This window comes from Pseudomonas sp. NPDC086251 (genome assembly GCF_044746405.1).
Taxonomy (GTDB): domain Bacteria; phylum Pseudomonadota; class Gammaproteobacteria; order Pseudomonadales; family Pseudomonadaceae; genus Aquipseudomonas.
In genome coordinates, this window is sequence record NZ_JBIVBY010000021.1 from 114584 (window position 1) to 139888 (window position 25305).

The following is a 25305-nucleotide window of genomic DNA, read 5'->3' on the forward strand; positions in this document are numbered from 1 at the left end:
GGCTCTCAAATCAACTTTAGTCGGCGGGGATAGGCAAGGTTAGAGGGCCGCGTCTCGCCGGCGTTGCCTACCACCGGGCCGGCAACGGCGACGATGGAGCCAGATACGTACTGACCGTTTGCCAGGTTGAGCGTATTTGTAAGCGATCCCGCCAACTGACCGGCTGCCATGTTGGTGTTGAAGCCTTGAAGAGACGCAGTCGCCCGGCCTGCGTCGACACCGCGACCTTCGTCCGCTGTTCTGACGAACATGCCGCGCACATCGAGCAAGCGGAAAGTAGTGGCGCCGTCGCCGGCGGAAAAATAACTTTGGTAGCTGGGCCAGTTGGCTTCGCTGGTCATCATTCCTGACGCTGCCGCGTAGTCAAAAAGCCAAGGCAAATTGCCGCGACTTTGAAGGGTCCCGTTGGGAATGCCGTAGCCGCCTGGTGGAATAACTGTCGAGGACATCGTAGGCATGGCGCCCAACGGCGTGGTGTCAAGTCTGGCGATTGGCAACCAGCCACCATTACCGTCTGAGCGTAAGTGCCACCAGTCACCGCCTCCCATCAGCAGCAAATGCGGGTAGCCGACACCGTTCAGATGTACGTGAAACCGAATTTTGTCCCCGGCCTGAGTGTTGACGATAAGCAGATTGCCGCTGTTGTCCAGACGTCGCACCAGGATGTCGATCACCCCGACCTCGACTGACGACGGCAGCGTGATGAAACGCGTGCTGGAATTGGCATCGATGTTGACGATGCCCCGATGGTCTGCGGTCAACACGGTGTTTACGGAAAACGCCGTCACCTTCTGGCGTGTGGCTGACGTGACCAGACCACGCTTGTTCACCAGCACGCGATCGTAGAAGCCTTGTTCAACGCCCGTTTCCGCGGTGACCAGAGCGATCGCAGCCGCGACCATTTTGGCGGTGGCCAGGATCTCGCTGTCAGTGACGGTCGGGTCATCGGTCTTGGCATTCGGCAGGTTGCCCAGGTCGACGTCGTCCTTGGTGGTTGCCCGCGCCCGTAAATCGGGGTAGTCACCAATACGGGCGGCAAACTGTGTCACCAGCGGCCCGGTGATCGGCTCCACTGAGCGCCGATCGGTCACGGTGTTGGCATTGGGCAGATCCGCGACGGCAACGCAGTAATGCCGGGCTCCGGCGCTATCGGTGTAGTCCGCTCTGTTGGCACCGAAAACCACCGTCCAGTTAGCTGCTACATCGCTCAACTCGCGCTGCAGGCAGACGTCCAGCCAAGCCGTGGCGGGAAATGCTGGCGGTACCACGGGCAGTGCGGCAATGCGCGCCAGGCGAATACCCTCCACATAAGCGGTGCCGGGTTTGAGCTGATAGACGCCGCCGACCTTTTCCAACTGCAGCGAACTGCCGAAGAAACAGGCACGCCCGTAGATGTCGCGGTTGCTCAGGCGTTCACGCTCATCGATGCCGGCTAGGCGCACGGTGAAGTCATGCTGCCAGGTGCTGGCATCTATGCTGATGCCCGTCAGTGCCTGGGCGCCGTCGAACACCACCAGGAAGTTGCGTGTCAGGTTATTGCCGATCTGCAGCGGCGGAATGTTGCGCCGCTTGATCTGCAGTGGCACGTAAGCCACGGCGAACAACACACCTTCTGCCGACTCGAGGCCGATCCAGTTGAAATCCCAGTCGCCGACGTCGGAGCCGATCTGGGCGCTGTACACGACCTGGTTGGGGTTTACGAAGCCGGCGTTGTCCTCGGGAATGTCGTAGACGTACATGATCTGGCCGGCGGCTGGTTTCGGCGCGGCACGGTCGACAGGGCCGCCAGGGTCAAGGCCGGGGACGTTGGCAAAGATGAAGCGTGCCACATTAAGACTCTGCTGGGCGGCATGTTTCTCGGCGATCAGGCTTTCACCCGCAAGGGTAATACTGGCTCCCATGGGGGCTCCTAGAGGCTGGCAACCAGCGTCTGCTGGTCGTCATTGAAGTCGACCACTGCGATGCGAAACGGCACCGGTGTGATGGTCACGAAGTCATAACGACGGCACGTTCGGCCGTACTGTTGGATCAGCACCCGCAACAATTCCGGGTTTTGCGCTAGTTGGGTGTCGGATAAACGCAGCAGCACCACATCCCAATCCCGATCGGGCATGCGCTCCTCGATCTCGACGTAACCGACGCCGAGGCGCTGCAGGATGCGTTTCAGGCCGGCGGTGCTGCCCGCGTCCACCGCGTTGATAAAGGCGTACTTCACCCGCAGGCGATAAAGAGCCTCGGGTTCGTCCTTGAAGCGCGTGATGTCGCGCTGCCAGGCCAGCAGGTCGAGCATCACCAGGTGGCAGCTGTCGGCGTCAAGCTGCAGCAGTGGCCAGCGCAACCAACCCTCGACTTTTTCCCACCAGGACTGTGCGGCGGCGGTGAGCTTTGCCAGCTCGGTACCGCCAAGCCAGAAACGCAGACTGAGCTTAATCATTGGGCACCACCTGCAGACTCTGAATGCGGGGGATGTTCAGCTCCGAGAGGATGTCGTCGTTGTCGAAGTGCAGCGACTCGATGCCCGGGAATTTCTGATGCAGCTCTTCGCCGAGACGGCTAAATGAAAATCGAGACTGCGGAAAGGTCAGCGTCGGCTGATAGTCCTTGGTTGTGCTCTCCCGAAAGGCCGCACGAATGAATAGAGCGACTTCTTCCAGGAGGGTTTCGCGTTGGGCTGTAGTCAAGGTCGAGCGTGGCCAGAGGGTAACGCGCAGCGCGTGCTGGGTTTCAGGCATGACCATGACCAGCATGTCATCGCCGTGGCCATGGTTGCCCAGGTCACGAATGTGCGCGTTGATTTGCTCCAGGTATGTCGTCGCCGGCACGTCCGCATCGAACAGCACAAAGGCGTTGGCACTGCCGGGGCCACGCGGGGCCCCGTGCTCGAAATACACACCGTCGGGACGCACGCCCGGGAAGGCGGAAATCATCGCCCGATACACCGCATCGGTGTGCCATTGGTTGACCGCCGAGAACTGGTTGCGCACGCGCAGGCGCAGCTCGTCGTTGGGTTCCTTGTCCGCCCCGGGGATGGTCAACCAGCCGTCGGCGTTTGCCACCTGGGCGATGCCCGGAATCGGCACCGGCAACACGGCGTAGTAACCCGGCGCCAGGTTGAAGCCGCTGCCAACGTCCACCGCTTCGACGGGGATCTGCAGCTGCATAGCGCCGTCGGTAAACGTGCCGACCGCCGTGGTTACCAGCTGGTACACGTGGCCATTGATCGCGGCCGATTGCACCACCGTGCCCTTGGCGACCTCAAGCGCGCCGCCGGCGGCAACCCGGGTAAACAGCAAAACGCCCTGGGCCTTGGTCGCGCCCTTGCGCTCCACGTTCACGCCCCAGGCCAGCATGTCCAGCCAGGCATCCACGGCGGTCTTGACGAAGAAGTTCGGCAGCACCGTGGTAACGAAAAAGTCGAGGATCCACATCACAGGCTTGGTCACCAGCGCCGTGACTACGCGCCAGAACGGTGACCAGGTGCTGGTGTTGCTCAGCTTGCTGCCCTGGGCGATCACCTCGGCCTCCCATGCTTCGCGCAAGCCGTCTTCCGTGGTCGGAATGCCGGCGTCCGCCAGTGCCTGCTTGAAATCTACGTCGCTCACACCGCTACCTCGATCGTGCCGAACTTCATGGTTTTTGCCGTCACTAGGTATCGCCCGGGCTCGAGCTGGGTGATCAGTGCCGTTCCGGGTACAAGACGTGTGTCCGCCTCCACCAGCAGCTCTAATTGCTGGATGCAATCGCGCTGTTTCAAACTGTTGCGCTCGGCGACCAGAGTCACCAGCAGGCCGCTGTCGCGGATCATGTGCGCGATATCCTGGGCGATGCTGGCCCGGTCATCGACCAGCACCGGTTGCCGCGATGGATCGAGCACCAGGTCGTTGTCGACGATCAGCAAATCGATGTATTCGCTCATCCGCCGACCGCCATGCTCATCATGTTTTCCATCTCCAGCGGGGTCATCGGCTTGTTGTTCTGGATGGTCAGGTTCTCCACATGGGTGCCCTTGTTCTGGCTGCTGGTGTTGTTCTGAATACTGCTCAGCAAACCGCCAGGGGGCACGGCCGAGGCTCGAGTCGGGGACAGGCTCGGGATCGCCGAGTTAATGGATTGCTGGGTGGTTTGTGCTGCGCTGGCCGAGCTGGCCGCGCTCACGGCGGCGTCAGCACCTGGTACTTCCGGCACACCGCCAAAATGCGCCTCGATGTTCACCCCGGGGATGCTGTTGATCATCTCGATCAGGCTGTTGATGGCCTTGTAAAACACATTGACGATGCTGTCCCAAGCGCCCTTGGCCATGCCGGACCAGCCGCCCATGGAGTTAAACCAGTCGGCTAGCACCTTGATTTGATCGCTGACCCATTTGAAAGCCTCGCTGTTCATCAGGGCGGCGGTCCATTCGTCCCAGTAGTAGACGGCAGCAACGAGCACCGCGACCAAGGCGACAATACCCATCACGATCAACATCACCGGGTTGGCCAGCAACGCCGCGTTGACCAACCAGATCGCACCCTGCCAGGCCAGCATGGCGCCACGAACGACCAGCATCGCCGCCCCTACCAGCGCAAGCACCGAGAGATAAGCCAGCATGGCCAGCTTCTGCAGCACGAAGCCGGCGACGGTGCGCAGGTTCAGCAGCTGCACCACCTTCCAGACCGATACCAACCCCAACCAGGTCATTTTGCTGATGCCGATCACGAGGGTCAGCGCGGACATTGCGAAGATGATCCCGAAGATCGTCAGCGTAACGATGCCGATCACACGAGCAATGTTCGGGAACAGTTGTGTCCAGCGGGTCAGCGTGGCCCCGATCGCCACCAGCTTGTCCATCAGCGGCGCCAGGATCGGGATCAGCACCTGGCCAAATACCACGCGCAGCGCCTCGACGGCGGCAGCGAACTGCTGCCACGGGTCCACCATGGCCTTGGCCATGTTCTCGGCGTTCTCCAGGCCGCGAACCTTGCCTAACTGATCCATGCCATTGCGCAGGCGATCAGTGTCCTTGGTCAACGCGGTGATGACGCGGGCACCTTCGCCGCCGAAGGCCTCGATCAGCTTGGCACCGGTGTCTGCGCTGTTCAGGTCGCCGAACTTGCCCTCGAGCTTGCTGAGGATGTCCATCATCGGCAGCAATTTGCCGTTCTGGCTAGTGAACTTCATCCCCAGCTTTTCCGAGGCGGCGCCGATGTTTTCGAAAAACGCCTTGTAGATCCCGCCGGCATCCCCGCCTTCCATGGTGCTGCTGAGCGAGCCGATCACCGCGAACTGCTCAGCCAGGTCGACGCCGAAGGTGGTGGCGATCGAGCCGACTTCCTTGAACGCGTCCTTGAGCTGGGCGCCGTCGGTGCGGAACAACTTCACCGCCAGCGCAGTCTGGCCACCGAGTTTTTGAACCCACTCGGCTTTGCCCATGGCGTCGGCTTGGCCTTTGAAAAGGTTGTACATGGTGCCCACGTAGGCGCCCATGGTTTCCGCATCGCCCTTGGTCGCCTTGGCCAGCAGGTTGCTGGTGTTGGTGAACGTGGCCAACTGGTCACCGGTGAGCCCCTTGATCGCACCTTCGATGCTGTACGCCGACGCGACAAAATCCCGGGCGTTTTCACCGTAGGCGACGGAGAACTCCAAGGATTTGCGATTCAGCGCGTTCAGCGCGTCCTCGGCCACGCCCAGTGATCGGACTTCACCCAGGGCGCGATTCATCTCCAAGGCCGGGGCCAACGATTCGGTGATGGCCGCGCCGGCACCGATCATGCCGCCCAGCCCCATACCCATCGTCTTGATGTTCTTTTCGCTCTTCTCGGCAAGGTCGGAAAAACTCATTTTCACCTTGCCCAGGGGCGCGGTGACCTTGTCGGTCAGACTCAAAATGAAGGCCAGGCGGGCAGCGCGGTCAGCCATGCGTATTTATCCGTTCAATGCCTGGGCGATGCCGTTGGCAACGGCGATGCCCATGCGATGCCAATATTCGTCCTCCAGCCACTTGGCGGTACCCATCACCTCGGGTGTGGGCGCGTCACCAGGAAACCAGCGACTGGACAAGGCCAACAGTTGGCCTAGCCCGTCCTCTTTCAGGCGCTCAGCGTGCTCGAGGGCTTTTTTACGATGACTTCAACGTCAGGGCCGTACTCCTCGACCAGCGCGCCGGCGAGTTGCATCACCATCACCGGGTTGCCCAGCAGCTCCTTCAGCCTGGCCCGCTCTTCCTGCTTGACGGTGTTGACCAACAGGTTGTTGGCCGGGGCGACCTTGTTGTTCTGGGTCAGGCTGTTGAAATACTTGGTCACGTCCTGCGGCGTCAGGGTGAAAGTGAATTCTTTGTCGCCGACTTCCAGGGTGATATCGCGTGTTTCGCTCATGATCTTTTCCGTTGTGGTGGTTGGTTAAAAAGGTGCTGCAGCCGCTGCTCCAGCCGGTCTTCCAGCTTTTCCATGGCCTTATCGATGTGCTCGGCCCGGACGTATCGCTCAGCGACCTCGATGCGAAACTCGAGGTGTTCACGGCGGGCCGCGCTGATCTGTTTAAAGAGGTACACCTGAAACCCCGCGACACCGGTCAGAACCAGCTCGGTCAGCATCAGCAGTACGCTCACGGTCATGGATGAAAGCTCCATTTCATGCGCTCCAGTTACCACGGCCGCCAATCCGGACGGCGGTGTACATCAACCAGGCCAGAGGCTTGGGCATGCCCTCCTCGAGCAGGGCGTCGTAAAACACCTGGTCGGCTTCGGCCTTGGTGAATCGGTCGGTGGCGTTGGTGTAGATGAAGTCATGCACCACCGACGGCCGGCGGGCGCATTCATCGTCACGCGGAATCAGCCACCAGACCGGCCGGGGTACGCTGGCCAAGTCGGTGCGGTAGCACTGCGGCACCGTTACCCACTGGTTGCCGGTTGTCAGGTACATCAGCGGCCGCACCAATTGCCACTGCTTGGTGCCCATCACGGCCTTCACGACCAGGGAGGTTTTAAAGGGCATCGGCGGCGCACTCCACACGGATTCTGTTCGGGGCGGCGCTCACGTCGATCACCTCGCGAAGCGCCAGACGCATTGGTTCCGGAGCCATGCAGTAGGCGCCGGCGATCGCAGCGACTTCCTCGCCATACGATCGATCAAAGGCGAGGGCAATGTTCTCCAGCTGGCTGCCGAACAAAGCAGCGCCCAAGGCAACCAGGGCATGGGTGTACTGCAGGCGCATTCAGTAGCTCCAGATCGCGGGGCTGGGGAATCGGCCACCGGCCGGTGCCATGCCCAGGTGTAGGAAACGGGAATTGCCGCGCTGGCTGATGCCGAAGCGGGTGAACTTCAGGTTCATCGCCAGGCGCAGGATCTCCACGGCGTCTTCGCCACGGCAGCGCACGTCAACGGCCAGGCCGGTGCAGTGTTCACCTGGTGCTGGTTTGTTCACTTCCACCGGGTGCTTCGGGCAGCGATAGGCGCTGCTCAGCGCCATCGGCCGGCCAAACTGCTGACGCAGGGTTACCAGCTCAGTCATGAACGCCGGATCCATCTCGGCGCCGGTGCTGTTGCATTTGCCACATTTGCAGCGTAATTCAGCCGCGGCGAAGTGCGGCCAGGTGATGAGGCTCATCGGCGTTGTCCTTGCTCGAAAAGAGACTCGCAGGGCGTGCAGCGGACTTTTCCGCCCAGGGCACGGCGCTTCTCGGGAATCGGGTGTTCACAGTCCAGGCAGTGGGTCCGGCTTGGCCCGATCGGGCGCACCTGGGCGAGCTGGGCCGCGATCGCCTGGTCACGCTGGCGTTGCTCCAGCGCCTGGGCACGGTCGAACGGGCACACCATCAGCGCAGGCCCTCGATCTCGGTAGCGTCCAGGTAAGGCACGCCGTTGATGCGGATGAAGTCCGGACTGGTGACGTCGAACGGCACCTTGTGTTTGGATTTCTCGCCGCCCTTGGGATCGATGGCCAGCAGGCTGGACACCTTCAACTTGCAGCCGAAGGCCTCGACGCGCAGCTCTTCGTCGCCGGCGGCAGCGAAGAACACCACGTCGAACGGCTCCAGCTTGCGAAAGCTGCCAGCCGATCGGGCGGACTCGATCAGCAAGTTAAAGTTGCTGGTGTCGAACTCCATCTCACCGCTGGCCGAGACGTCGCCGTCGACGTGCCCGTTGGGCACGCCTTTGCTCTGCGCCACGGCGGTGTTGTCAGTGATGTCGAGGGTGATGTTGTCGACGTGTACCTGCAGGTCGCCCAGGTTCACGTCGAAGTTCTTGCCGCCAATACGCGCTGACATAGGGGCTTACTCCAGATCGTCGTTGGAAAGGTCGAGGGCGATGTTGGCCGTCAGGTCTTTCGGGCAGTTGAGCGGCCGGATCTTGATGTAGATCTCGACCTTGGTTTTGCTGTGCCACACCAGGACGATGTCGCCGTCTTGGGGCGATTCGATCTCACCCGGGAACAGCTGGCCGGCGAACGTAGTGGACTTGGCCATCTGGCGCAGGGGTTTCATGAACGCGCTGATCGCGGCGGCCATGCTGTTGGGCGTGTTGTTCAGGCGGCGATCGCCGACGCGGCGGATCAGCAGCGGGCGAACCTGACGGGCAGCCTTGTCGGCCAGGCGCAAGTGCTCGACCACCTGGAAGTCACTCGCCGGCGCGTCGAGCATGTTGCCGTCGCCCCAGAACACGCCCGGGTAATCGGGATAGGTCTGCGACACGGAGAAACGTGCCTTATCCAGCTCGCTGCGGATGGCGGACGGCAACGGCACGTCTTCCTTGTCGGTAGGAACGGAGCCCAGGCCTAACACTGCACCGGTGGCCACACGCATGGGGCTGTCGGCAATACTCACGGCAGCGTCGGCCAGTCGACCGGCCAATACGCCCAGGTCGTTGCCGTGCAACTGCGGCACGACCAGGACGCGCGGTGCAGCTAGGTCAGCGGTGATTGCCTTCTGCTCGATCAGGTATTCCGCCCAGGTCTGCAGGGCAGTGATGCCGGCACTCGCTGCCATGACAAAAGCGCGGCGGCCGTGGGTGGTGTTCAGTGCCACGGCCGCGTCATGCATGGCTGACAACTGCGCACCGGCGGTCACCGGCTTGGTAATCACCACCGCCTCGACGGAAAAACCTTGTTGCTGGGCTTTTTCCAATGCTTCGGACCATTCACCGTCTGCAGCGATCGGAGCGGCCAGACACGCCCAGCGATCGCCACCATTGAGGCGTGCGGCGGTGATCTGGGTTTTAAGGTCACTCGCCGGAATGCCCAGGGCGCCGTCGAGGTCGCTGTCGGTGTTCAGGGCGAGCAGTTGGTCGACGTTCTTCGCGCCGGTGCCGATGAAAAGGAAATAGCGTTCGATCTCAGTCACGGCACCTTGGCCCAGATTGAGATTGTTTACGCTGACTTTGCCGAGTGCCATGCAGTGCCTCGCTAGCGGGGAGAATTAAGGATTTGTTGGAGCACTTGGTTCAGCAGCAAGCCAGTGTCTCGTTCGGTGCTGACGCCGATGAACTGGCGCTTGGGCAAGGTGATGTCCCAGCTCTGCGCGCCGCTGCTCTCGGTCTTTTCATCGTCCAAGATGCGGATCAGCAGCCCCGCCTTGGCGTAATTCACGTGTTCTTGAATCCAGGCCACGGACGGCCGTGTCAGAGACTTTTTGCCTTCCTGGCGAACCTTGAAGCCCAAGCGGCGCAAGCGTTTTGCCTGCTTGTCGGTGGCGGCCAGGCCGGCGGGAACGTTGTTCCAGCGCTTCATCTGGGCAGCCGTGCGGCGCTCGCTCACGCCGTTGTGTTGCTGCGCCGCGACCCAACTGGTCAGGGCATTACGCCAGCCCAGTTCGGCTTCATCGGGACTGACGCGGGTGACCAACATCAACTTGGCCAGCCCCGCTTCCATCTTCTTTTTGCCCTTGCCCGAACTCTTGCGCTCGGCGAAGGGCGTGCCATCCAGGTTCTGCTGATCACGCACGCGCTTGCGACTCATCGTTCGTACACGCTTGATCACGTTGTTCAGCAGACGCCGGCGCAACTGCGGCGGCAGGCTCAGCAGGGCCAGTTGCTCGCGCACGCCCAGGTAGCCACGGGCATCGAGCTCGAACGTGCTACGACCGGCCATGGCTGGACACCTCGCCGTGCTCAGCAACCCACAGATCGAACGGTACGAATGACCAGGTCTTACCGAACGCCAGGATCTCGCCTTCCGGATCCTCGGCCAGGTACTGCGGCTCGATGAACTCGAGGGTGATGTCCACATCGGCCAGGTCGTTGTCGAGCATGGTGATGTCGAACTTCGCCGCCGGCAGATCGTCGCGGTCCTGGTCGTTGCTCTCGAGCCAGCTACCTACCAAGGCCATCAAGCGCCCCGGGTGATCGGCGAAACGCTCCAGGGCGATCGTCGCGCTGTAGCGCATGTCACCCATGCGCATACCGCCGACGTCGGGCTTCCAGATCAGTTCGAGATTCACCTGGTCGGTCCAGCTGTCGAGCTGTTCAGTCGCCACCAACTGGCGATCGATCAGGTAGGCGGTAAGGGCGCGGAGTTTGATCACAGCAGCGCCGCCGTAATGCGGCCACGGCCCTGCAGGGAGCGGACGGCCTGCTGGCTGAATTCCAGGAACGTCTCGCCGCGCTCCGGCAGTTCCTTGGCGGTGTTTTCCGCGCTTTCGCGGCGGGTCACGGTGGCGAATTGGGTCAGCAGGCTCGCCTTGGCGCGGCAGTACACAGCACGCTTGTACGTCGCTGCGTGAAATGTGCGCTCGGGCAGCACTGTGGTGTCCGCAGATTCCACGGTGGTGACGCCCACGTTCTGCCATTGGCTTTTGCGCCTGGCCAGGTCGCGATTGACCTCGGTCATCGCCGTGCATAGATCAGTGACCAGCATGTCTACCAGGTACTCCGCCGGCAGGCGGTAACCCTTCTGGAACTCGGTCACGGAGAGGTCCGGCCAGAAGCCGTCGTTCTCGATCACCTGTTCCACAAAGGTCGTGGGTTTCCCGGAAAAGCTCATTGCTGGGCACTCGAATAGGGGCGGGAAAACTGCTTCAGTGGGTCAGGGCCATAAATGGTTGGCTCACATCCACAGTTTCTCGCCGGGGGGGTAGTCGGTTATTCGGCGGCTTTCTCAGCCAGTTCTTTTGCCAGCGCCTTGCGAGCGCCTTCCAGGCGAGTGCCCACACCAACAGCCGCGTGCAGCTCAGTGGCGCGTTCAAAGTGCGTGATGGCCTTCGTCCACTCCCTGGCGTCCAGGGCGCGGATCCCAAGCAACTTGTGGTACTTGGCCGGGATCTGCTCAGTGAGCTGCCAATCGCCATCGACACGCGGCAACAGGTCGGACACATACGGTTCCGGACTGCGACCGGCCTTCTGCTCGGCCTCGGCCCACTCGATCACCGCATCGGCGACAAAGGTCGGCACATCGCGCTTGAAGCGCTCCGGCATTGGCTGGTTTTGCTCCATGGCGAAGTTCGCCAGGTCAAGGCCCGCTTCGAATTGCACCGTGTCGAACAGCCATACCAGGACCTGCATCACCACCGAGTTCGGGAAACTCAATCCGGAATCGCGGTAGCGCTGCACATAGTCCAGGTACTTGGGCAGCAGCTCGTCACGCTTGAGCTGCTGACGCAGTTCGCGGCTGTTGATCGCGCTGACGCGCTCCAGGTCCTGCGCCAATGCGTCTTCCATCAGCTTCAGGTGTTTCTTGGCGTTGGCTGGGCTGGACAGCGCGGTGGCGGATGAATAGACCACCGCTTCGGCACCGGCGCGTGCAGCTGCTGCTGGGCCTTCGGCTTGAACGCGGCGCTTGTGCGCCAGTGCCAGGCTCATCAGATCAACTCCACGTTTTCAGCGGCCGCGAATTTCTCCAGCTGCTCGATCACGTAGCCTTCATTCCGACCGTTGTAATCCTCGACGCGGGAACGCTTCGGGTTCTCGATCAGATGACGGCGCCAGCTGCTGTCCTGGAAGTAGATCGACAGGTTGGCCCAGCTGGTGACGACCACGGCGTTGACCGGGAAGTGCGGCACGGTGAAGGTCGGCAGACCGCCGTAGGTCGCAATAACCTGGGCACTTTCGATGCGTTCCTTCTCGGTCGGTTTGCCGGCCTGGTTGGAATACAGCTTGGCCTTGTCTGCAGCCAGCAGATCACTGCCGACGATCGCCACCAGGTCACCGCCATCACGGAACACGGAGCTGATCATCTGCTTGGTGTCATGCACCAGGGCGTCGAGGTTTTCGTAATCGCCGCCGGCACCGAGAGTGATTTTCCCGTCAACCGCGCCTTCCTGCAGGACCTGCTCAGGAATCTGTTCGCGGGCCAGCTGCAGCCAACCCTTGTTCACGTCCTGCAGCATCGGGTTGGTGGCCAGATTGGTCTGAATCGCGGCGGTGACGCCGTGCCAGCCGATCATGATGCGATCCAGGGCGATCTGTTTCTGCACCGCCGCCGAGTAGCGATCGGCGAAGTCCGGGAACTTGGCCCAGCTGTCGATCTTGGCGAACGGCAAACCGACATCCGACTCAGTGGCGAACAGCTCGTAACCTTCGCCGTTCAGGTCGGAAACGTCCTTGGCTTCGCGGTCGGTGGTCTTGGTGTTGGTGCGACTGGTCACCGGACCATTCACGCCGAACATGACCTTCTCGCCCTTGATTTCAGTGACCGGCACGACGTTGATGCGCTCGAGGAAATCCGCACGCTCGGTGATCTTGTCGTTCAGTTCCTGGGCGATGCTGGGCTCGACGTTGAACTGTCGAGTCACGTCGACGCCATAGGTCTCGCCGATCGCCAAACACAGGGCGGAGTACTGCTTCAAAGCGCGGTTGGACAGAGATTTCTGGCTCATATCACAGCACCCGCTTTTTGGTTTTGTCGACCGGGCCAGTGGTGCGAGGAACCTGGCGAGTGTTGACGCTGTTGAACGCCTTGTTCAGCAACTTTTCGATGCTGGCCAGACGTTGGTCGGTGTCACCGCCTTTACGGGCGAACTCGCGGTCGGTCTCGACCTGGTCAACGATGTCCTTCACTGCGGATTCAACATCGTCGACTTCGTCAACGATCGGATCCACGACTTCTTCGGTGACGGGTTCGATCACGGTCTGAATACCTGCAGCAACAAGCAACAGCTGCTCCAGCAGTGCCTTCAGCGCCTTGGCTGTAGCTTCATCCATTGGGGGTTTGCTCTCGGTTGGGGTTTGCGGGGATGCGGGGGTTTCTTCGATGCCGAAGCGCTTGAGCAACCCCGAAAACAAGGCGACAAACTTGTTCAGCTCGCCTTGCGGCTGGTCGTCACGTAGTGGTCCAAGCTCATGAGAGGCGGCGAAATACGCGGCCTTGCTAGTCTTCTTCGAAAAGTAGAGTTCTTGGGTGCCCAGGCTGGCGGGTTCATCGGTCACCGCAAGGCCGGTCAGATAGGCTTTACCGGTGTTCGCGAAGTTGGGGGTGATCTCGATGCTGGTGAACAGCTTTTCGCCCTGGTCGTTGAGCCACAGCAATTTGTCGTTGGGTTTCAACTGGGCCTCAAGGGCGATCTGCCCCGGGGCCAGGTCGTCGCCTTCTTCCACCAGGCGCACCGCAAAGACGGTGCCGTGGGAGCCGTACCAACGTTCGTGCTCGCACCAGATCACTGCCGTGTAAGTGGCGGCTTTGTAGGTATCAGCGATATCACGCAGTTCCTGGGGAAGGATCTCGCGGCCATCTACGGTCGGGCCGCTGGTGGCGACACGTTTCCAGAACGAAACAAGGGAACGGGGCATGGGCGATAACTGCGCTCAATCGGTGATTTGAGCCGCTAAGATATGCACCGACAGACCACCAAACAAACGGTTAACTTTTGCTTTGGTCCTATATCGTGGATATAGGCGGAACGCGGATTTTAACCCCGCGTTTCCAGCGTTTTCGCCGCATAGACTGCGGCCATGCCATACGCCCCCGAACTTAAAGAAGCTGCCAAGCGCCTCTATTTACGCCGCTGTAAGCCGCGTGAAATTCAGGCGCAACTGTCCCTGCCCAACATCAGGATCGTTTACTACTGGATCCGCCAAGGTGAATGGGACGACATGCTGTCGGATGAAGAACCACTGACAGCCGTCGGCCGGCGAATCACCCTCCTCCTGGACAAATCTACATCGCTGACCAAGGCCGACCTGGACGAGCTCGACCGATTGACCACCGTTCGCGAACGGCTGCTGAAGCAATCGGTGAAACCTGCACCGGCGCCGATCGGGGAGCCGCCGGCGGACGATGCCCAGGGCCGTGACAGTCAACGCAGTGAACGTCGGGACCGAGGCGATCGCGGAGACAAAGGTGGGAAGAAGCGCGAGAAGAAAGCCAAAAACGAAGTCGGCGAGCTGACGGAAGTCGACTTTCTCGACAAGTTCATCAGCAAAATGTACGGCTACCAGAAGGAACTGTTTGCCGCCAAACAGAACCCGCTGACGGCGCGGATCCGCAACATCCTGAAAAGCCGCCAGGTAGGCCTGACGTACTACTTCGCCGGCGAAGCCTTCATGGATGCCGTACTCACCGGTGACAACCAGATTTTCCTGTCGGCCAGCCGCGCCCAATCGGAGATTTTCCGCAGCTACATCGTGTCGTTTGCTCAAGAGTGGTTCGGACTGGAGCTGACCGGCAACCCGATCGTGCTGAGCAAGGACGGCAAACCCTGGGCCGAGCTGCGCTTTCTCAGCACCAACAGCAGCACCGCCCAGGGTCACCATGGCCACGTCTACGTTGACGAATATTTCTGGATTCGCGACTTCGAGAAGCTGAACACCGTCGCCAGTGCCATGGCCACCCACAAGAAGTGGCGGAAGACCTACTTTTCCACGCCGAGCGCGGTGTCGCACCAGGCGTACCCGTTCTGGACTGGCGAGAAATTCCGCAACAGCAAACGCAAAAACGCCAAGGATCCGTGGCCCAGCGAGGCCCAAGCTGCGGCTGGCACGCTGTGTCCGGACGGTCAATGGCGCAAGGTCATCACCATCCTCGACGCCATTGCCGGCGGATGCGACTTGTTCGACCTCGAGCAGCTGCAGCTGGAGTACGACGAGGACAAATTTCAGCAGCTGTTCATGTGCAAATTCATCGACAGCACGCAAAGCGCCTTCTCCCTGGTCGACCTCGAACGCTGTTACTCCGACCTGTCGTTGTGGACCGACTACGACCCGGACGACCCGCGTCCATTCGGCAACAGCCCGGTGTGGATTGGTTACGACCCGAGCCGCACCCGCGACGACGCCAGCTGCGTGGTCATCGCCCCGCCGCTGGAAGACGGCGGCAAGTTCCGGATCCTGGAGAAACACAGCTGGCGTGGACAGTCGTTCAAATACCAGGCCGAACAGGTCAAGAAACTCACCGAGCGCTTCAACGTCCAGCACATCGGCATCGATACCACCGGTATCGGTTACGGCGTGTTCGACCTGGTGCGCGATTTCTACCCGCGTGCGACCTCGATCCACTACAGCCTCGAAACCAAAAACACTCTGGTGCTCAAGGCCCAGGACACGATTCAGGGCAGCCGGATCGAGTGGGACGCCGGCTGGAACGACATTGCTCAGGCGTTCCTGACGATCAAGCGTGGCACCACCGGCGGTGGCCAAGTCACTTACAGCGCATCGCGCACCGACGCCTCCGGTCATGCCGATATCGCCTGGGCAATCATGCACGCCCTGGCCCACGAACCCCTCAACACCAACAAACAGCGGCGCAGCCGCTACACACTCAGCGGACCAAGCACCCATGGGCAAACTAGCAAAAAACCAGCCGCAAAAACCAGCACCAGGTCCGATGCGGGCATTTTCATTCGGTGCACCGGAACAGGTCCTGACCGAGAACATCGGGCATTACCTGGGCGTATTCGCCACTCACGACGGCAAGACCTACACGCCGCCGGTGTCACGCCAAGGCCTGGCCAAACTGCTACGCGCCAACGCTCACCACGGCGCCATTCCCGGGTTCAAGCGCAACCTGTTGCTGCGTGAGTTCATCGCTTCGGAGGGCTGTTCGGTCCAGACCATGAGCCGCGCCGGGTTGGATTTCATGGTGTTCGGCGAGGCGTACTTTTTACGCAACCGCAACGCCTTCGGCCAAGTGCTGCAGATGGACCATCTGCCCACGATCAACATGCGGGTCAAGGTTGGTGGCGGGTTTGTGATGCTGTTGCCGGACGGCAAGGAAGTGGAATTCGAAGAGGATGAAGTCGAGCACGTTATGAACTACGACGTGGAGCAGAACATTTACGGCGTGCCCGACTATCTGGGCGGCATGCAGGCGCTGCTGCTCAATGAGGCCGCGACCCTTTTCCGCCGCCGTTACTACAGCAACGGCGCGCACGCTGGCTACATCTTCTACACCAACGACCCAAACCTGACCGAGGAAGACGAAGAGTCCCTGCGTGATCAGATCAGCGCGAGCAAGGGCGTGGGCAACTTCCGCTCGATGTTCGTGAACATCCCGGGCGGTGCCGAGAAGGCAATCCAGATTATCCCCGTGGGGGATTTTCAGGCGAAGGACGAACTGGAGAAGGTCAAGAATATCACCCGCAACGACGTGATCGCCGCGTGGCGAATGAACCCGGCATTGGCGGGCATCATCCCGGAAAACAGCGCCGGCTTTGGCGACATTGAAAAGATCGATCGCGTCTACACCAGCAACGAGATCCGGCCGATCTGTCAGCTGTTCAATCAGCTTAATGACACTCTGCGCGAAGACAGGCGATTCACCTGGAATAAACAAGATGAGGCAGTTGATTCCACTACATCCAGCGCCTAGCTAAGAGATTGCCACTACATATTGTGGCAATATAGTGGCGATTAGCTGCCCTGGGGAGGGACACACAATGCGAGTTATATGCAAATGCGGACACAAGGGACGGATCGCTTCGAGAGAGGAGCTTTCTTTAGATTTCGCGAAGCTCTACTGCCAATGCCTAGACGCAAAGTGCGGGCACACGTGGGTGGCGAATCTGACGTTTTCGCACACCTTGAGCCCATCGGCTCAGTCATTCGAAAGGATGTTGTTCGACCGATTGCGGGATATGCCCAGAGCAAAACAGCGTGAGCTGTTTGAGCAGCTTGGTTCGCAGGCCGTAGCGTGAGGCGAAAACCGCCGACAAGAGTCGGCGATCGTTTACACCCGATGACTGCTCAGAGGTTCCGTATCAGCTACTGACCGACTCCTCGGGAACAGTCGCCAGCGCATCAATGAGTCGCCGAAGCTGCTTCCGGTCCTGTTCAGTCAACTGGCGGTAAGAAGCGATTAAGCGGCGCTCAAGATTCGACAGAACGAGCCATTCCAGCTCAGTGGCGCCGATGCATACGCGTTCGAAATTACTGCGATCCAACATGCTGACTACTCCATAAAGTGCATTGCTGAATCGACGTTATCGGGGCGCTAGACGGCTTCGTTACGGGGGGGGTACGAATGTATTACTTGCTTTGTTACCTATTAATTCGAGTTCTTCGCTACGTCGTCAGCAATCGCCTGCAGGAAGCGACGCACAGATTTTTTGTCATCGTGCGGAAGCGTGCGGTAACGCGTCACCATCACCTCTTCGTCTTCGGTCAACTCACCAATATGGGCGGGTGTTCGTACCCCCGTTACAACATAAAGAACGTCAAGGCCAACGGCGTGCAAGGCTTTCAAATAGCCGGTATCCGGTCGTCGCTCGTCACGTTCATAGCTCCCCTGCGTGTTTCGAGTTACGCCACCAATTTGTGCCATTTCCTCTTGTTTCAGGCCCAATCGGCCCCTTTCTTCGCGCAAACATTCGCCCGCACTCAATTCCGAGACTTCACTCGATGACAACTTTTTCAAACTCAAGCCCCTTTACAGGACAAATAAACTGGTCATAATCGGCGCCGTAAGAACACGAATCCACACAAACGCACACGAGCCAACACTATGCCCGCCCCCCTTACACCCGAGCAAGCCCGTGAGGCCTTGGATCACAAAGGTATGAGCATTGCGGAGTTCTGCCGCACACACTCATTGAATAAGAATTTGGTCAGCGACCTTCTAAACGGTCGTAAAAAAGGTCGCCGTGGGGAGGCACATCGCGCCGCCGTGCTGCTTGGAATCAAAGACGGCGTGATTGAACAGTAATGTCACTGCGCCACAGGGAACAGCAGAAGATGAAGAACTCCGTTCTAAAGACTCGGCGACAGGTCGTCAGTGCGATTATTTGCGCTTATCCAGGTGGTCGCGAATGCGCGGCGGCACGCATCGGATTGGCACTCAAAAAGTTCGATAACCATGCCTACGAGAACAACAGTAGTCGCCCGCTGACAGACGCTCAGATCTATCAACTCGAGCTCGAGGCCGGCACGACTCACTTGCCCGAATACATAGCGGCCATGTACGGCGGAATGTTTGTTCCTGTTGTCGAGCCAGACTCGCTAGACAATGTCGAGATGTACGCCCGATGTGTCCAGGCCGCAGCCAAAAAGGGCACGGTCGACCACCTCATTGCTGAGGCGTTGAACGACGGAATCATCAGTGAGACGGAAGCCGAAGCAATCCTACATGCCGACTCTCTGCACCTGGCAGCCAGACACGCTGAGGTTCTTGCAGTCATCCAACTGCACGCATCAAAGCCGGGGAAATCCAAATGAACAACCTGCCTGCAGTACAGGAATATCAGGACATGCTCAAAGCCGCCGCGCTTGTATTCCTGGAGCGCCACCAATGCGAACACCTGGGTGACGATCAGCAGTTGTTCGCCCGCGCCGTGCAGCACCTGGTCAGCGACTACGACGTGTTGACTCAGACCGCAGAAAGGCTGGTACATCTGGCGTGTAGCGATATATCGGCGTTCCGTGATCGGCAGCGCCTGGACATCGTCAGCAGCACGTCGACGCATACCGTCATCATCGACCCGGCCACGGGAAATGCTTGGGCCATCCCGGTCAGCCTTATTTACGAACGCATTCTTAACGCACCGGACAACGGTCGTTTCCGCGTAGCCGCACCGTAACCCTTAACCAATAAACCCGCCTGTCCCACCCCCGTGGGTTTGGGTGAGCTGCGTCCGAAATTGAGGTTTGACGATGGAAAACGCCCTGAACATCAACGCAAAGCTGCCACCGGATCAAGCTCAAGCGCTGTTAGCCAACCTGCGCGAGCAATACCGCCTCAGCCTCAATGACCTCTGGTACGCAGACCAATACCGCCTGATTCCCGATGGTCTTCGCCACGGATCGATCCTTGCCAATAGCCCCGTGATGGCTGCTCAGAAACATCTGATCGGCGCCCTCACCCAAAGCCTTGGCCTCAGCCTTAAAGCAGTGAAATAACCATGAGAGACGATCTGCGTCACGACGTCCTGCAGCGCATCGAGTTCGAATTCGGTCTTAAACACCGTGCCCCCACCAACTACATGCGGGGTGGGACTTGTCCCAAGTGCAACAAAAAAGAGCTGTACACCCGCTTCGATAGCCCCTGGCAGCTCATCTGTGGCCGTCAGGAAAAGTGCGGCCACACGGTGCATGTGAAAGAGATTTACGACGACCTCTTTGAAGACTGGAGCAAGCGCGTTCCCGCCACTGAGAGCGCCCCAACGGCAACTGCGCGTGCATACCTTGAATTTTCCCGTGGCTTCAATATTTCATTGATCGGCGGTTGGTTCACGCAGGAAACGTACTACTCCACTCAGCACGACGCTGGCAGTGCGACGGTCCGTTTCGCCCTGGAGAAAGGCGGCTATTGGGAACGCCTGATCGACAAGCCGTCGCGCTTTGGCAAGATGAAAGCCCGCTTCAAACCAGGAGAGTCCTACAAAGGCTTTTGGTGGTGCCCGCCGTGCGTCGACGTGCTCGAGGCGAAAGAAATCTGGATCGTCGAAGGCATATTCGACGCGCTTGCCCTGGTACATCACAACATTGCCGCCGTGTCGGCAATGTCCTCAAACGCGTTCCCCGCCGACTCTCTGCAAGCCTTGGTGGCGGCTCGTCCAGGCAACCTGCCGAAACTGGTTTGGGCGCTGGATAACGAGCCAGGTGCACACGCTTACACCAAGCGTTGGGTCCGTATGGCCCGCGAACTGGGCTTCACCTGCGAAGCTGCCCAAATCCCACAACGGGATAACAGAAAGGTCGACTGGAACGATCTACACCAGCGTTGGCAATTCCTGGACGAAGGCGAGAAGCGTGACGCTCAGGTCGACAAAGACATCACCACCGCTCGGCATCACGGTGCCCTGCTGATCGCTGAGAATGCCACCGAGAAGGCCTTGGTGATGTTCGATTGGAAACGCCGCAGCGAATTCCACTTGGAGTTCGGAAACCGCCTGTACTGGTTCAAGCTCGACCTGGAGAAGTACAACAAGGCAATTCAGGAGCTCGAGGACAGCGATCACCATGACGATCAGCTGCTGAACAACAAGCAAATGCGGGCCAAGGCAATGCAGCAGTGCGGCGCGCTGCAGCGTATTGCAACCTGTAATCCGAAGGCTCTGTACTATCAGGAAAACAAACTTACCGACGAGTCCTGGTACTACTTCCGCATTACGTTCGCCCACGATGCTGCACCGATCAAAAACACCTTCACCAGCTCGCAGATCGCTTCATCTGCAGAGTTCAAGAAGCGCCTTCTCGGCATTGCCCCGGGCGGGATGTTCACTGGTACAACCCAGCAGCTGGACGCTTTCATTGAAGAGCAAACCGATGCTCTCAAAACCGTTCAGACCATCGACTTCACCGGCTACACCCGTGAGCACAGCGCGTATGTCTACGGCGACGTCGCGGTGCGCGATGGCAAAGTGTTCAAACTGAACGAAGAGGATTTTTTCGACATGGACCGGCTGAGTATCAAAACCCTCAGCCAATCGGTGATCCTCAACCTGAACACAGACCTGGAGAAGTTCGACGCCGAGTGGCTGGACATCATTTGGCAATGTTTCGGTGCCAAAGGGCTGGTCGCGCTCGCATTTTGGTTCGGCTCGTTGTTCGCCGAGCAGATCCGGCAGCACCAGAAAAGCTACCCCTTCATGGAGATCATTGGTGAGCCAGGTGCCGGTAAGTCCACGCTGATCGAGTTCCTGTGGAAGCTCTGCGGTCGCATCGACTACGAGGGGTTCGACCCAACCAAGGGCACGCCAGTTGCTCGAGCACGTAACTTTGCCCAAGTCGGCAATCTGCCGGTGGTGCTGATCGAATCGGAACGAGAAAAGACCGATGGCAGCCAAACCAAACAGTACGACTGGGACGAACTGAAAACCGCATACAACGGCCGAAGCGTCCGCTCCACCGGGGTGAAGAACAATGGCAACGACACCCGCGAGCCTCCTTTCCGTGGTGCGGTGGTCATCGGCCAGAACCACGCGGTCAACGCGTCAGAACCCATTCTGCAACGCCTGGTGCACATCGCAATGACGAAGGACGGGCAGACGCCGGCAACTAAATTGTTGGTGGAAAAGCTCGAGCGTATGCCGGTCGACCGCGTCAGCGGCTTCCTGGTCAAGTCCACCATGATGGAAAGCAAGGTGATGGAGACCGTCCGCGAAAAAGGTCCCAAATACGAACAGCAGCTGCTAGCCCTACCCGAGATTCGCACCGTCCGTATCGCGAAGAATCACGCCCAGCTGCACGCCCTAGTCGACGCCCTGGTTCACGTTATCCCACTGAAAAAGCACCAAGTGGACGCGGCTCACGCCGAGATCCAGAGCATGGCCAAGGAGCGCCAGCTGGCGATCAACGCCGATCACCCGATCGTCGTCGAGTTCTGGGAGCTGTACGAGTACTTGAACAGCACTGCAGGTGGGCTCAACCACTCCCGCAATGACGGCCTGATCGCGGTGAACCTCAACGACTTCGCCAAGGAAGCAGCAGAGAAACGCCAGAAAGTCCCGGACCTGACTGAGCTCAAGCGCCACCTGAAAACCAGCAAATGCCCCAAGTTCGTTGAGACCAACAGGAACGTTTGCTCGGCATGGGATACCGACGCCGCTGATAAACCGAAAACCGTGCGGTGCTGGATTTTCCAGGCTGCCTGATTAGCCCGCTAGCCCTCGGGAGGAAGCGTAAATGCAAGTTCAAGTGTTCATAGGCAACGCCGGCGACGGCAAGACCAGCAAGCTGCAGGAGATCCAAGACCGCCTGATCGCGACGGGGCAAAACACTCCGATTATTAAAGCCGGAGCGTACGGCGAAGACGGGTTACTGCAGATTTTGGAAGTTCGAGCTGCAGGTGGTCAGCGCGAGATCCTGGTGGATGACTGCAGCCGATCGCAGATTTTGAAGGTTTTGGAATGGCGGTCCTGCACTGAAGACCATCTGGGTTTAGAAGGCCTAGTAATTCACTTGGCTCGCCAGGATTAATTTGATGGTGTGCAAGGTCAAGCCACGCGGTTTCAGACGCGACAGGAGGATTAAGGTGTGAGTAAGTTGGATCGTTTCATGCGGGAAAGGGATGTGCTCGAGGTCACTTCCCTTTCCAGAACAACCCTCTGGCGCGTTATCAAGCAGGGGAAATTCCCAAGAGCGGTGGCAATCTCACCGGGGCGAGTCGGTTGGCGCGAATCCTCGATCGCAACCTGGCAGCAAGACCCACAGAAATGGACATCTTCTGACCCCATCGAAGCCGCGTAAGCGGCTTCACTCATTTCAGCTTGGCATTGACCACGTTCTTCTGCAGCCACACCGACCAACGCAGTAGCCCCTGCTGCTTTTCCTTGAAGTAATCGTGACGGTCATAATGCTTCGACGAGACATCGCTGAATGCATGGCCCTGAATACGATCGCGCACCTCCTTACTCAAGCCAGCGACGCCCATCAGGGTTTTGCAGGTCCGTCGTATATCGCGCAATGTGAACGGACCATTGAACTTGGCAGTGTGTCGACCATAGAGCTTGGTGACCGCCCGGGATAGCGATTGCGTATGTAGGGCTTTCCCTTCCACTTTGCCTTCGAACGGGTAGATGCTGGTTTCGCAGATCTCGTTCATTACCTTTAAACTTCGCCGCATCAGTGTGTTGTATGGCACGGCATGCAGCGACCGCTCACCCTCCCTTCCCTTCTTGTTTCGAATGACCAAGTGGTCCTTGAAGTAGTGCCGACGCTCACTCGCTAGCAACTGCTCCGGACGCTGCCCCCCTGAGGCAATCAGAAACTTAAGCAACTCAGATGTAACCAGCGTCAGGTGTTCCGGCAGCATTTGCCAGAGCCTGGCCAATTCGTCTGTGGATAGCGCCCGATCACCAGGACGTTCCCAGTCGGCCTGAACAGGCACGCTGGCCACCGGGTTGCTGTTCAAACCGAACTCAACGCCTTCTTCTGGTAGTTGCGGGGGTTGAACTCTTGCTCAAGACCAACCTGAAACGCAGCGTGCAGCTGTGATCGGACCCTATTGCAGTATGTGGTGACGCCGGCATTGATCATTTTGGCCACCCGCCCCTAGAATTCCCGCATCAGCACGCGCAGCGGCCAATAATGATTCGCTGTCATTAGCGGTCAGGTTTCCTTCAGGTGTAATCGTCTGAAGTTCGTTGCCGCGATGGAGTCGCCACTGCGGAAAAGACGCAAGGCCGCTGAAGCGAAGGCAATTGTGCTGGATCAGATCCTGTGGTGTTTCGGGCATTCCGTGCTTTCGGAGGTAAGCGGGCGAAGCGCATAGAATCCGGCGATGGTCGCTCAGCTTTTTCGCGATCAAACGGTTGTCTTCCAACTCGCCGATCCGTATGGCTGCGTCAAAACCCTCATCAATGATGTCGACTAGACGCTCGTTATAGTCTGCGAGGATCGAGACATGAGGATAAAGCTCGAGAAAATCCGGCAGCATCGGGCCCAGCCAACGCCGTCCCATCGCGGCCGGTAAAGCGAGGCGCAAAGTGCCTCGGACTTCGCTGGCGCCCTTCGCCGCTTGCTGCTGCGCTTCATTCATCAGCTCGATGGCTGAGCGAAGGCGCTGCTCCAGCTTGGCACCGACTTCAGTGATTCGCACCTGTCGGGTTGAACGCTCCACGAGCCGAACCCCAAGGCGCTTTTCCATTGCGGCGAGTCGTTTGGAGACGACAGTCGGGTGTCGCTGCAATAGCCGACCAGCCCCGACAAACGAGCCCTGGGCGGCAACGGCCAGAAACGCAGCGATCTCGTCACTGTACTGATTATTCAGAACATCAAGATTCATGGTTTTAGAATGATCGCTCCCGATGAACGCCCCGACTCCAGGTCGGCATGCGCCAGTGCTGCGTCAGCCAGCGAGTAGCTTGCCCAGATCCGGGGTTTGAAAATACCCGCACCTATGGCCGCCAAGACATCCTGTGCGCGTTCCTGGTACTCCGAGGCACTCGCCGTATGAGCTGCCAACGAAGGACGTGTCAGGAACAACGAGCCTTTGGCGTTGAGCATGGACAGCTCTACGGCTGAAGGCGCCCCTGAGGATGCTCCGAACGATACCATCAGGCCGCGCGGTCGCAGACTATCCAGAGACGCCTGGAAGGAAGCGCGCCCTATGGGGTCATAGACAACGTCGACCTTTCTACCTTCGGTGAAACGAGCGACCTGCGATGCCAGGCTGTCAGCGTCAAACACCAGGACTTCATCGCACCCCAACGCTTGAGCTTTTTCGACACTGGCCGGCTTTGAAACGACGCCGATTACAGTTGCCCCCAAGTGCTTGGCCCACGGCACCATAATTTCCCCCAGACCTCCCGCTACACCGTAGAGAAGAATGGTTGTGCCCTGCCCCACAGGATAGGTGGACTTCAAAAGGTACTGCGCAGTGATGCCCTTGAACATGACGGCGGCGGCATCAGCAAACGACAATGCGTCTGGAATTTTGACCAGCCGCTCAGCCGGATAGAGCCGGGCCGAAGCATACGAACCAATAGGGCCGGTGGCATAAGCGATGCGATCCCCAACTTTCACGTTGCTGACTCCGGCCCCTACAACGGCGACGCGCCCAGCGCCTTCCAGCCCAAGCCCCGATGGCAACGCAATGGGCACCGCGCCCTTACGTTGAGTCACGTCCAGGTAGTTGAGCCCAATAGCTTCTTGCTCAAGCCAGACTTCGCCTTGCCCTGGCGATTGTTCGCTCAGTGTCTCCAAGTTCAGCACTTCAGGATTGCCAAACTGGTTGAATCGAATCGCAGAGACCATGGTCATTTCCCCTTCAGTCAAAAGTTGCCTTCACCTAAGTACAGCTAGTGTGAGAACTGATCCTCTGACGAACAAGATGGGTTGGTTGCAGATCATTAATGCACGGGTTGCAGCAATAACCTCCATAGAGATGACGCGTTATTGTGGCGAATCCGTCGGCCATGTTTTTCCGCGGACAAAACAAAACCCCTACCTGCATTCGCAGATAGGGGTTTCGGAATTTAATCTTGACGATGACCTACTCTCACATGGGGAAACCCCACACTACCAT

36 protein-coding genes are annotated in these 25305 nt (G+C 59.2%); 11 read left to right on the forward strand and 25 right to left on the reverse strand.

Annotated features, from left to right (window positions below):
• Positions 1-5 precede the first annotated feature (5 nt).
• The 20 genes from ACIPL2_RS23305 to ACIPL2_RS23400 form a co-directional block, all read right to left on the reverse strand.
• Entirely contained in the window at positions 6-1901 is a 1896-nt protein-coding gene (locus ACIPL2_RS23305) for a phage tail protein (protein WP_401360205.1), read from the reverse strand.
• Between the two features lie 8 nt (positions 1902-1909).
• A complete protein-coding gene (locus ACIPL2_RS23310) occupies positions 1910-2434 on the reverse strand; it encodes a phage tail protein (RefSeq protein WP_401360207.1) in 525 nt (174 codons plus the stop codon).
• The gene (locus tag ACIPL2_RS23315) at positions 2427-3602 is read right to left on the reverse strand and encodes a baseplate J/gp47 family protein (protein WP_401360210.1); all 1176 of its coding nucleotides are present in this window, start codon (positions 3600-3602) and stop codon (positions 2427-2429) included. The genes ACIPL2_RS23310 and ACIPL2_RS23315 overlap by 8 nt, the downstream gene beginning before the upstream one ends.
• On the reverse strand, positions 3599-3916 hold the full coding sequence (locus tag ACIPL2_RS23320) for a DUF2590 family protein (RefSeq protein WP_401360213.1): 318 nt from the start codon (positions 3914-3916) through the stop codon (positions 3599-3601). Before ACIPL2_RS23320 ends, ACIPL2_RS23315 begins: the two co-directional genes overlap by 4 nt.
• The gene (locus tag ACIPL2_RS23325) at positions 3913-5898 is read right to left on the reverse strand and encodes a phage tail tape measure protein (RefSeq protein ID WP_401360216.1); all 1986 of its coding nucleotides are present in this window, start codon (positions 5896-5898) and stop codon (positions 3913-3915) included. The genes ACIPL2_RS23320 and ACIPL2_RS23325 overlap by 4 nt, the downstream gene beginning before the upstream one ends.
• A gap of 6 nt (positions 5899-5904) precedes the next feature.
• The gene (locus tag ACIPL2_RS23330) at positions 5905-6048 is read right to left on the reverse strand and encodes a DUF6890 family protein (protein WP_401360284.1); all 144 of its coding nucleotides are present in this window, start codon (positions 6046-6048) and stop codon (positions 5905-5907) included.
• Positions 6049-6068: 20 nt separating this feature from the next.
• On the reverse strand, positions 6069-6356 hold the full coding sequence (locus tag ACIPL2_RS23335; protein ID WP_401360219.1) for a putative phage tail assembly chaperone: 288 nt from the start codon (positions 6354-6356) through the stop codon (positions 6069-6071).
• Positions 6353-6595 (reverse strand): hypothetical protein, encoded by a 243-nt coding sequence (locus tag ACIPL2_RS23340; protein ID WP_401360222.1) that lies wholly within the window; start codon positions 6593-6595, stop codon positions 6353-6355. The genes ACIPL2_RS23335 and ACIPL2_RS23340 overlap by 4 nt, the downstream gene beginning before the upstream one ends.
• 16 nt (positions 6596-6611) lie before the next feature.
• The gene (locus ACIPL2_RS23345) at positions 6612-6974 is read right to left on the reverse strand and encodes a DUF1353 domain-containing protein (RefSeq protein WP_401360225.1); all 363 of its coding nucleotides are present in this window, start codon (positions 6972-6974) and stop codon (positions 6612-6614) included.
• Positions 6964-7194, reverse strand: a complete 231-nt coding sequence (locus ACIPL2_RS23350) for a hypothetical protein (RefSeq protein WP_401360227.1) — start codon at positions 7192-7194, stop codon at positions 6964-6966. The genes ACIPL2_RS23345 and ACIPL2_RS23350 overlap by 11 nt, the downstream gene beginning before the upstream one ends.
• Positions 7195-7587: a D-Ala-D-Ala carboxypeptidase family metallohydrolase gene (locus tag ACIPL2_RS23355; protein ID WP_401360229.1), complete on the reverse strand. Its 393-nt coding sequence runs from the start codon at positions 7585-7587 to the stop codon at positions 7195-7197.
• Positions 7584-7796: a TraR/DksA C4-type zinc finger protein gene (locus tag ACIPL2_RS23360; RefSeq protein WP_401360232.1), complete on the reverse strand. Its 213-nt coding sequence runs from the start codon at positions 7794-7796 to the stop codon at positions 7584-7586. Before ACIPL2_RS23360 ends, ACIPL2_RS23355 begins: the two co-directional genes overlap by 4 nt.
• A complete protein-coding gene (locus ACIPL2_RS23365; protein ID WP_401360235.1) occupies positions 7796-8248 on the reverse strand; it encodes a phage protein in 453 nt (150 codons plus the stop codon). Before ACIPL2_RS23365 ends, ACIPL2_RS23360 begins: the two co-directional genes overlap by 1 nt.
• A 6-nt stretch (positions 8249-8254) precedes the next feature.
• Complete coding sequence (locus ACIPL2_RS23370; protein ID WP_401360237.1) at positions 8255-9370, reverse strand: DUF2586 domain-containing protein; 1116 nt, start codon at positions 9368-9370, stop codon at positions 8255-8257.
• An 11-nt stretch (positions 9371-9381) separates the two neighbouring features.
• The gene (locus ACIPL2_RS23375; RefSeq protein ID WP_401360239.1) at positions 9382-10065 is read right to left on the reverse strand and encodes a virion morphogenesis protein; all 684 of its coding nucleotides are present in this window, start codon (positions 10063-10065) and stop codon (positions 9382-9384) included.
• Entirely contained in the window at positions 10052-10498 is a 447-nt protein-coding gene (locus ACIPL2_RS23380; RefSeq protein WP_401360242.1) for a phage tail protein, read from the reverse strand. Before ACIPL2_RS23380 ends, ACIPL2_RS23375 begins: the two co-directional genes overlap by 14 nt.
• Complete coding sequence (locus ACIPL2_RS23385; protein WP_401360245.1) at positions 10495-10956, reverse strand: head completion/stabilization protein; 462 nt, start codon at positions 10954-10956, stop codon at positions 10495-10497. The genes ACIPL2_RS23380 and ACIPL2_RS23385 overlap by 4 nt, the downstream gene beginning before the upstream one ends.
• A gap of 98 nt (positions 10957-11054) precedes the next feature.
• Positions 11055-11771, reverse strand: coding sequence for a phage terminase small subunit (gpM, locus tag ACIPL2_RS23390; RefSeq protein WP_401360247.1), 717 nt, complete (start codon positions 11769-11771; stop codon positions 11055-11057).
• Positions 11771-12787 carry a phage major capsid protein, P2 family gene (locus ACIPL2_RS23395; protein WP_401360250.1) on the reverse strand — a complete coding sequence of 339 codons (1017 nt, stop codon included), beginning with the start codon at positions 12785-12787 and terminating at the stop codon, positions 11771-11773. Before ACIPL2_RS23395 ends, gpM begins: the two co-directional genes overlap by 1 nt.
• A 1-nt stretch (position 12788) precedes the next feature.
• On the reverse strand, positions 12789-13697 hold the full coding sequence (locus ACIPL2_RS23400) for a GPO family capsid scaffolding protein (protein WP_401360253.1): 909 nt from the start codon (positions 13695-13697) through the stop codon (positions 12789-12791).
• Positions 13698-13859: 162 nt separating this feature from the next.
• Between ACIPL2_RS23400 and ACIPL2_RS23405 the strand changes: the two genes are divergently transcribed.
• From ACIPL2_RS23405 to ACIPL2_RS23415, 3 genes are all read left to right on the forward strand, one after another.
• Complete coding sequence (locus ACIPL2_RS23405) at positions 13860-15923, forward strand: terminase large subunit domain-containing protein (RefSeq protein WP_401360255.1); 2064 nt, start codon at positions 13860-13862, stop codon at positions 15921-15923.
• Positions 15835-16713, forward strand: a complete 879-nt coding sequence (locus tag ACIPL2_RS23410; protein WP_401360286.1) for a phage portal protein — start codon at positions 15835-15837, stop codon at positions 16711-16713. Before ACIPL2_RS23405 ends, ACIPL2_RS23410 begins: the two co-directional genes overlap by 89 nt.
• Before the next feature lie 67 nt (positions 16714-16780).
• Complete coding sequence (locus ACIPL2_RS23415; RefSeq protein ID WP_401360258.1) at positions 16781-17038, forward strand: ogr/Delta-like zinc finger family protein; 258 nt, start codon at positions 16781-16783, stop codon at positions 17036-17038.
• Positions 17039-17101: 63 nt separating this feature from the next.
• Here the strand turns inward: ACIPL2_RS23415 and ACIPL2_RS23420 are convergent, their stop codons facing one another.
• Both ACIPL2_RS23420 and ACIPL2_RS23425 read right to left on the reverse strand, forming a co-directional pair.
• Positions 17102-17287, reverse strand: coding sequence for a hypothetical protein (locus tag ACIPL2_RS23420; RefSeq protein ID WP_401360260.1), 186 nt, complete (start codon positions 17285-17287; stop codon positions 17102-17104).
• Positions 17288-17388: 101 nt separating this feature from the next.
• A complete protein-coding gene (locus ACIPL2_RS23425) occupies positions 17389-17757 on the reverse strand; it encodes a helix-turn-helix domain-containing protein (RefSeq protein WP_401360262.1) in 369 nt (122 codons plus the stop codon).
• An 87-nt stretch (positions 17758-17844) separates the two neighbouring features.
• On the opposite strand from ACIPL2_RS23425, the gene ACIPL2_RS23430 reads away from it, so the two are divergent.
• The 7 genes from ACIPL2_RS23430 to ACIPL2_RS23460 all read left to right on the forward strand — a co-directional run bounded on the left by ACIPL2_RS23430 (position 17845) and on the right by ACIPL2_RS23460 (position 22526).
• Entirely contained in the window at positions 17845-18045 is a 201-nt protein-coding gene (locus ACIPL2_RS23430; RefSeq protein WP_401360264.1) for a DNA-binding protein, read from the forward strand.
• Between the two features lie 29 nt (positions 18046-18074).
• Entirely contained in the window at positions 18075-18554 is a 480-nt protein-coding gene (locus tag ACIPL2_RS23435; RefSeq protein ID WP_401360266.1) for a YmfL family putative regulatory protein, read from the forward strand.
• Positions 18551-18916, forward strand: a complete 366-nt coding sequence (locus tag ACIPL2_RS23440; RefSeq protein ID WP_401360268.1) for a hypothetical protein — start codon at positions 18551-18553, stop codon at positions 18914-18916. Before ACIPL2_RS23435 ends, ACIPL2_RS23440 begins: the two co-directional genes overlap by 4 nt.
• Positions 18917-18989: 73 nt before the next feature.
• Complete coding sequence (locus tag ACIPL2_RS23445) at positions 18990-19235, forward strand: hypothetical protein (RefSeq protein WP_401360270.1); 246 nt, start codon at positions 18990-18992, stop codon at positions 19233-19235.
• A 2-nt stretch (positions 19236-19237) separates the two neighbouring features.
• A complete protein-coding gene (locus ACIPL2_RS23450; protein WP_401360272.1) occupies positions 19238-21931 on the forward strand; it encodes a toprim domain-containing protein in 2694 nt (897 codons plus the stop codon).
• 31 nt (positions 21932-21962) lie between these two features.
• Positions 21963-22256 carry a hypothetical protein gene (locus ACIPL2_RS23455; RefSeq protein WP_401360274.1) on the forward strand — a complete coding sequence of 98 codons (294 nt, stop codon included), beginning with the start codon at positions 21963-21965 and terminating at the stop codon, positions 22254-22256.
• Between the two features lie 78 nt (positions 22257-22334).
• Positions 22335-22526 carry a helix-turn-helix transcriptional regulator gene (locus ACIPL2_RS23460; protein ID WP_401360288.1) on the forward strand — a complete coding sequence of 64 codons (192 nt, stop codon included), beginning with the start codon at positions 22335-22337 and terminating at the stop codon, positions 22524-22526.
• Between the two features lie 10 nt (positions 22527-22536).
• Here the strand turns inward: ACIPL2_RS23460 and ACIPL2_RS23465 are convergent, their stop codons facing one another.
• From ACIPL2_RS23465 to ACIPL2_RS23475, 3 genes are all read right to left on the reverse strand, one after another.
• The gene (locus ACIPL2_RS23465; RefSeq protein WP_401360276.1) at positions 22537-23190 is read right to left on the reverse strand and encodes a hypothetical protein; all 654 of its coding nucleotides are present in this window, start codon (positions 23188-23190) and stop codon (positions 22537-22539) included.
• A gap of 90 nt (positions 23191-23280) precedes the next feature.
• Positions 23281-24063, reverse strand: coding sequence for a LysR substrate-binding domain-containing protein (locus ACIPL2_RS23470; protein ID WP_401360278.1), 783 nt, complete (start codon positions 24061-24063; stop codon positions 23281-23283).
• Complete coding sequence (locus ACIPL2_RS23475; RefSeq protein ID WP_401360290.1) at positions 24060-25034, reverse strand: quinone oxidoreductase family protein; 975 nt, start codon at positions 25032-25034, stop codon at positions 24060-24062. Before ACIPL2_RS23475 ends, ACIPL2_RS23470 begins: the two co-directional genes overlap by 4 nt.
• Positions 25035-25110: 76 nt before the next feature.
• Between ACIPL2_RS23475 and ACIPL2_RS23480 the strand changes: the two genes are divergently transcribed.
• The coding region (locus ACIPL2_RS23480) for a hypothetical protein (RefSeq protein ID WP_401360280.1) at positions 25111-25305 on the forward strand (195 nt) is incomplete at its 3' end.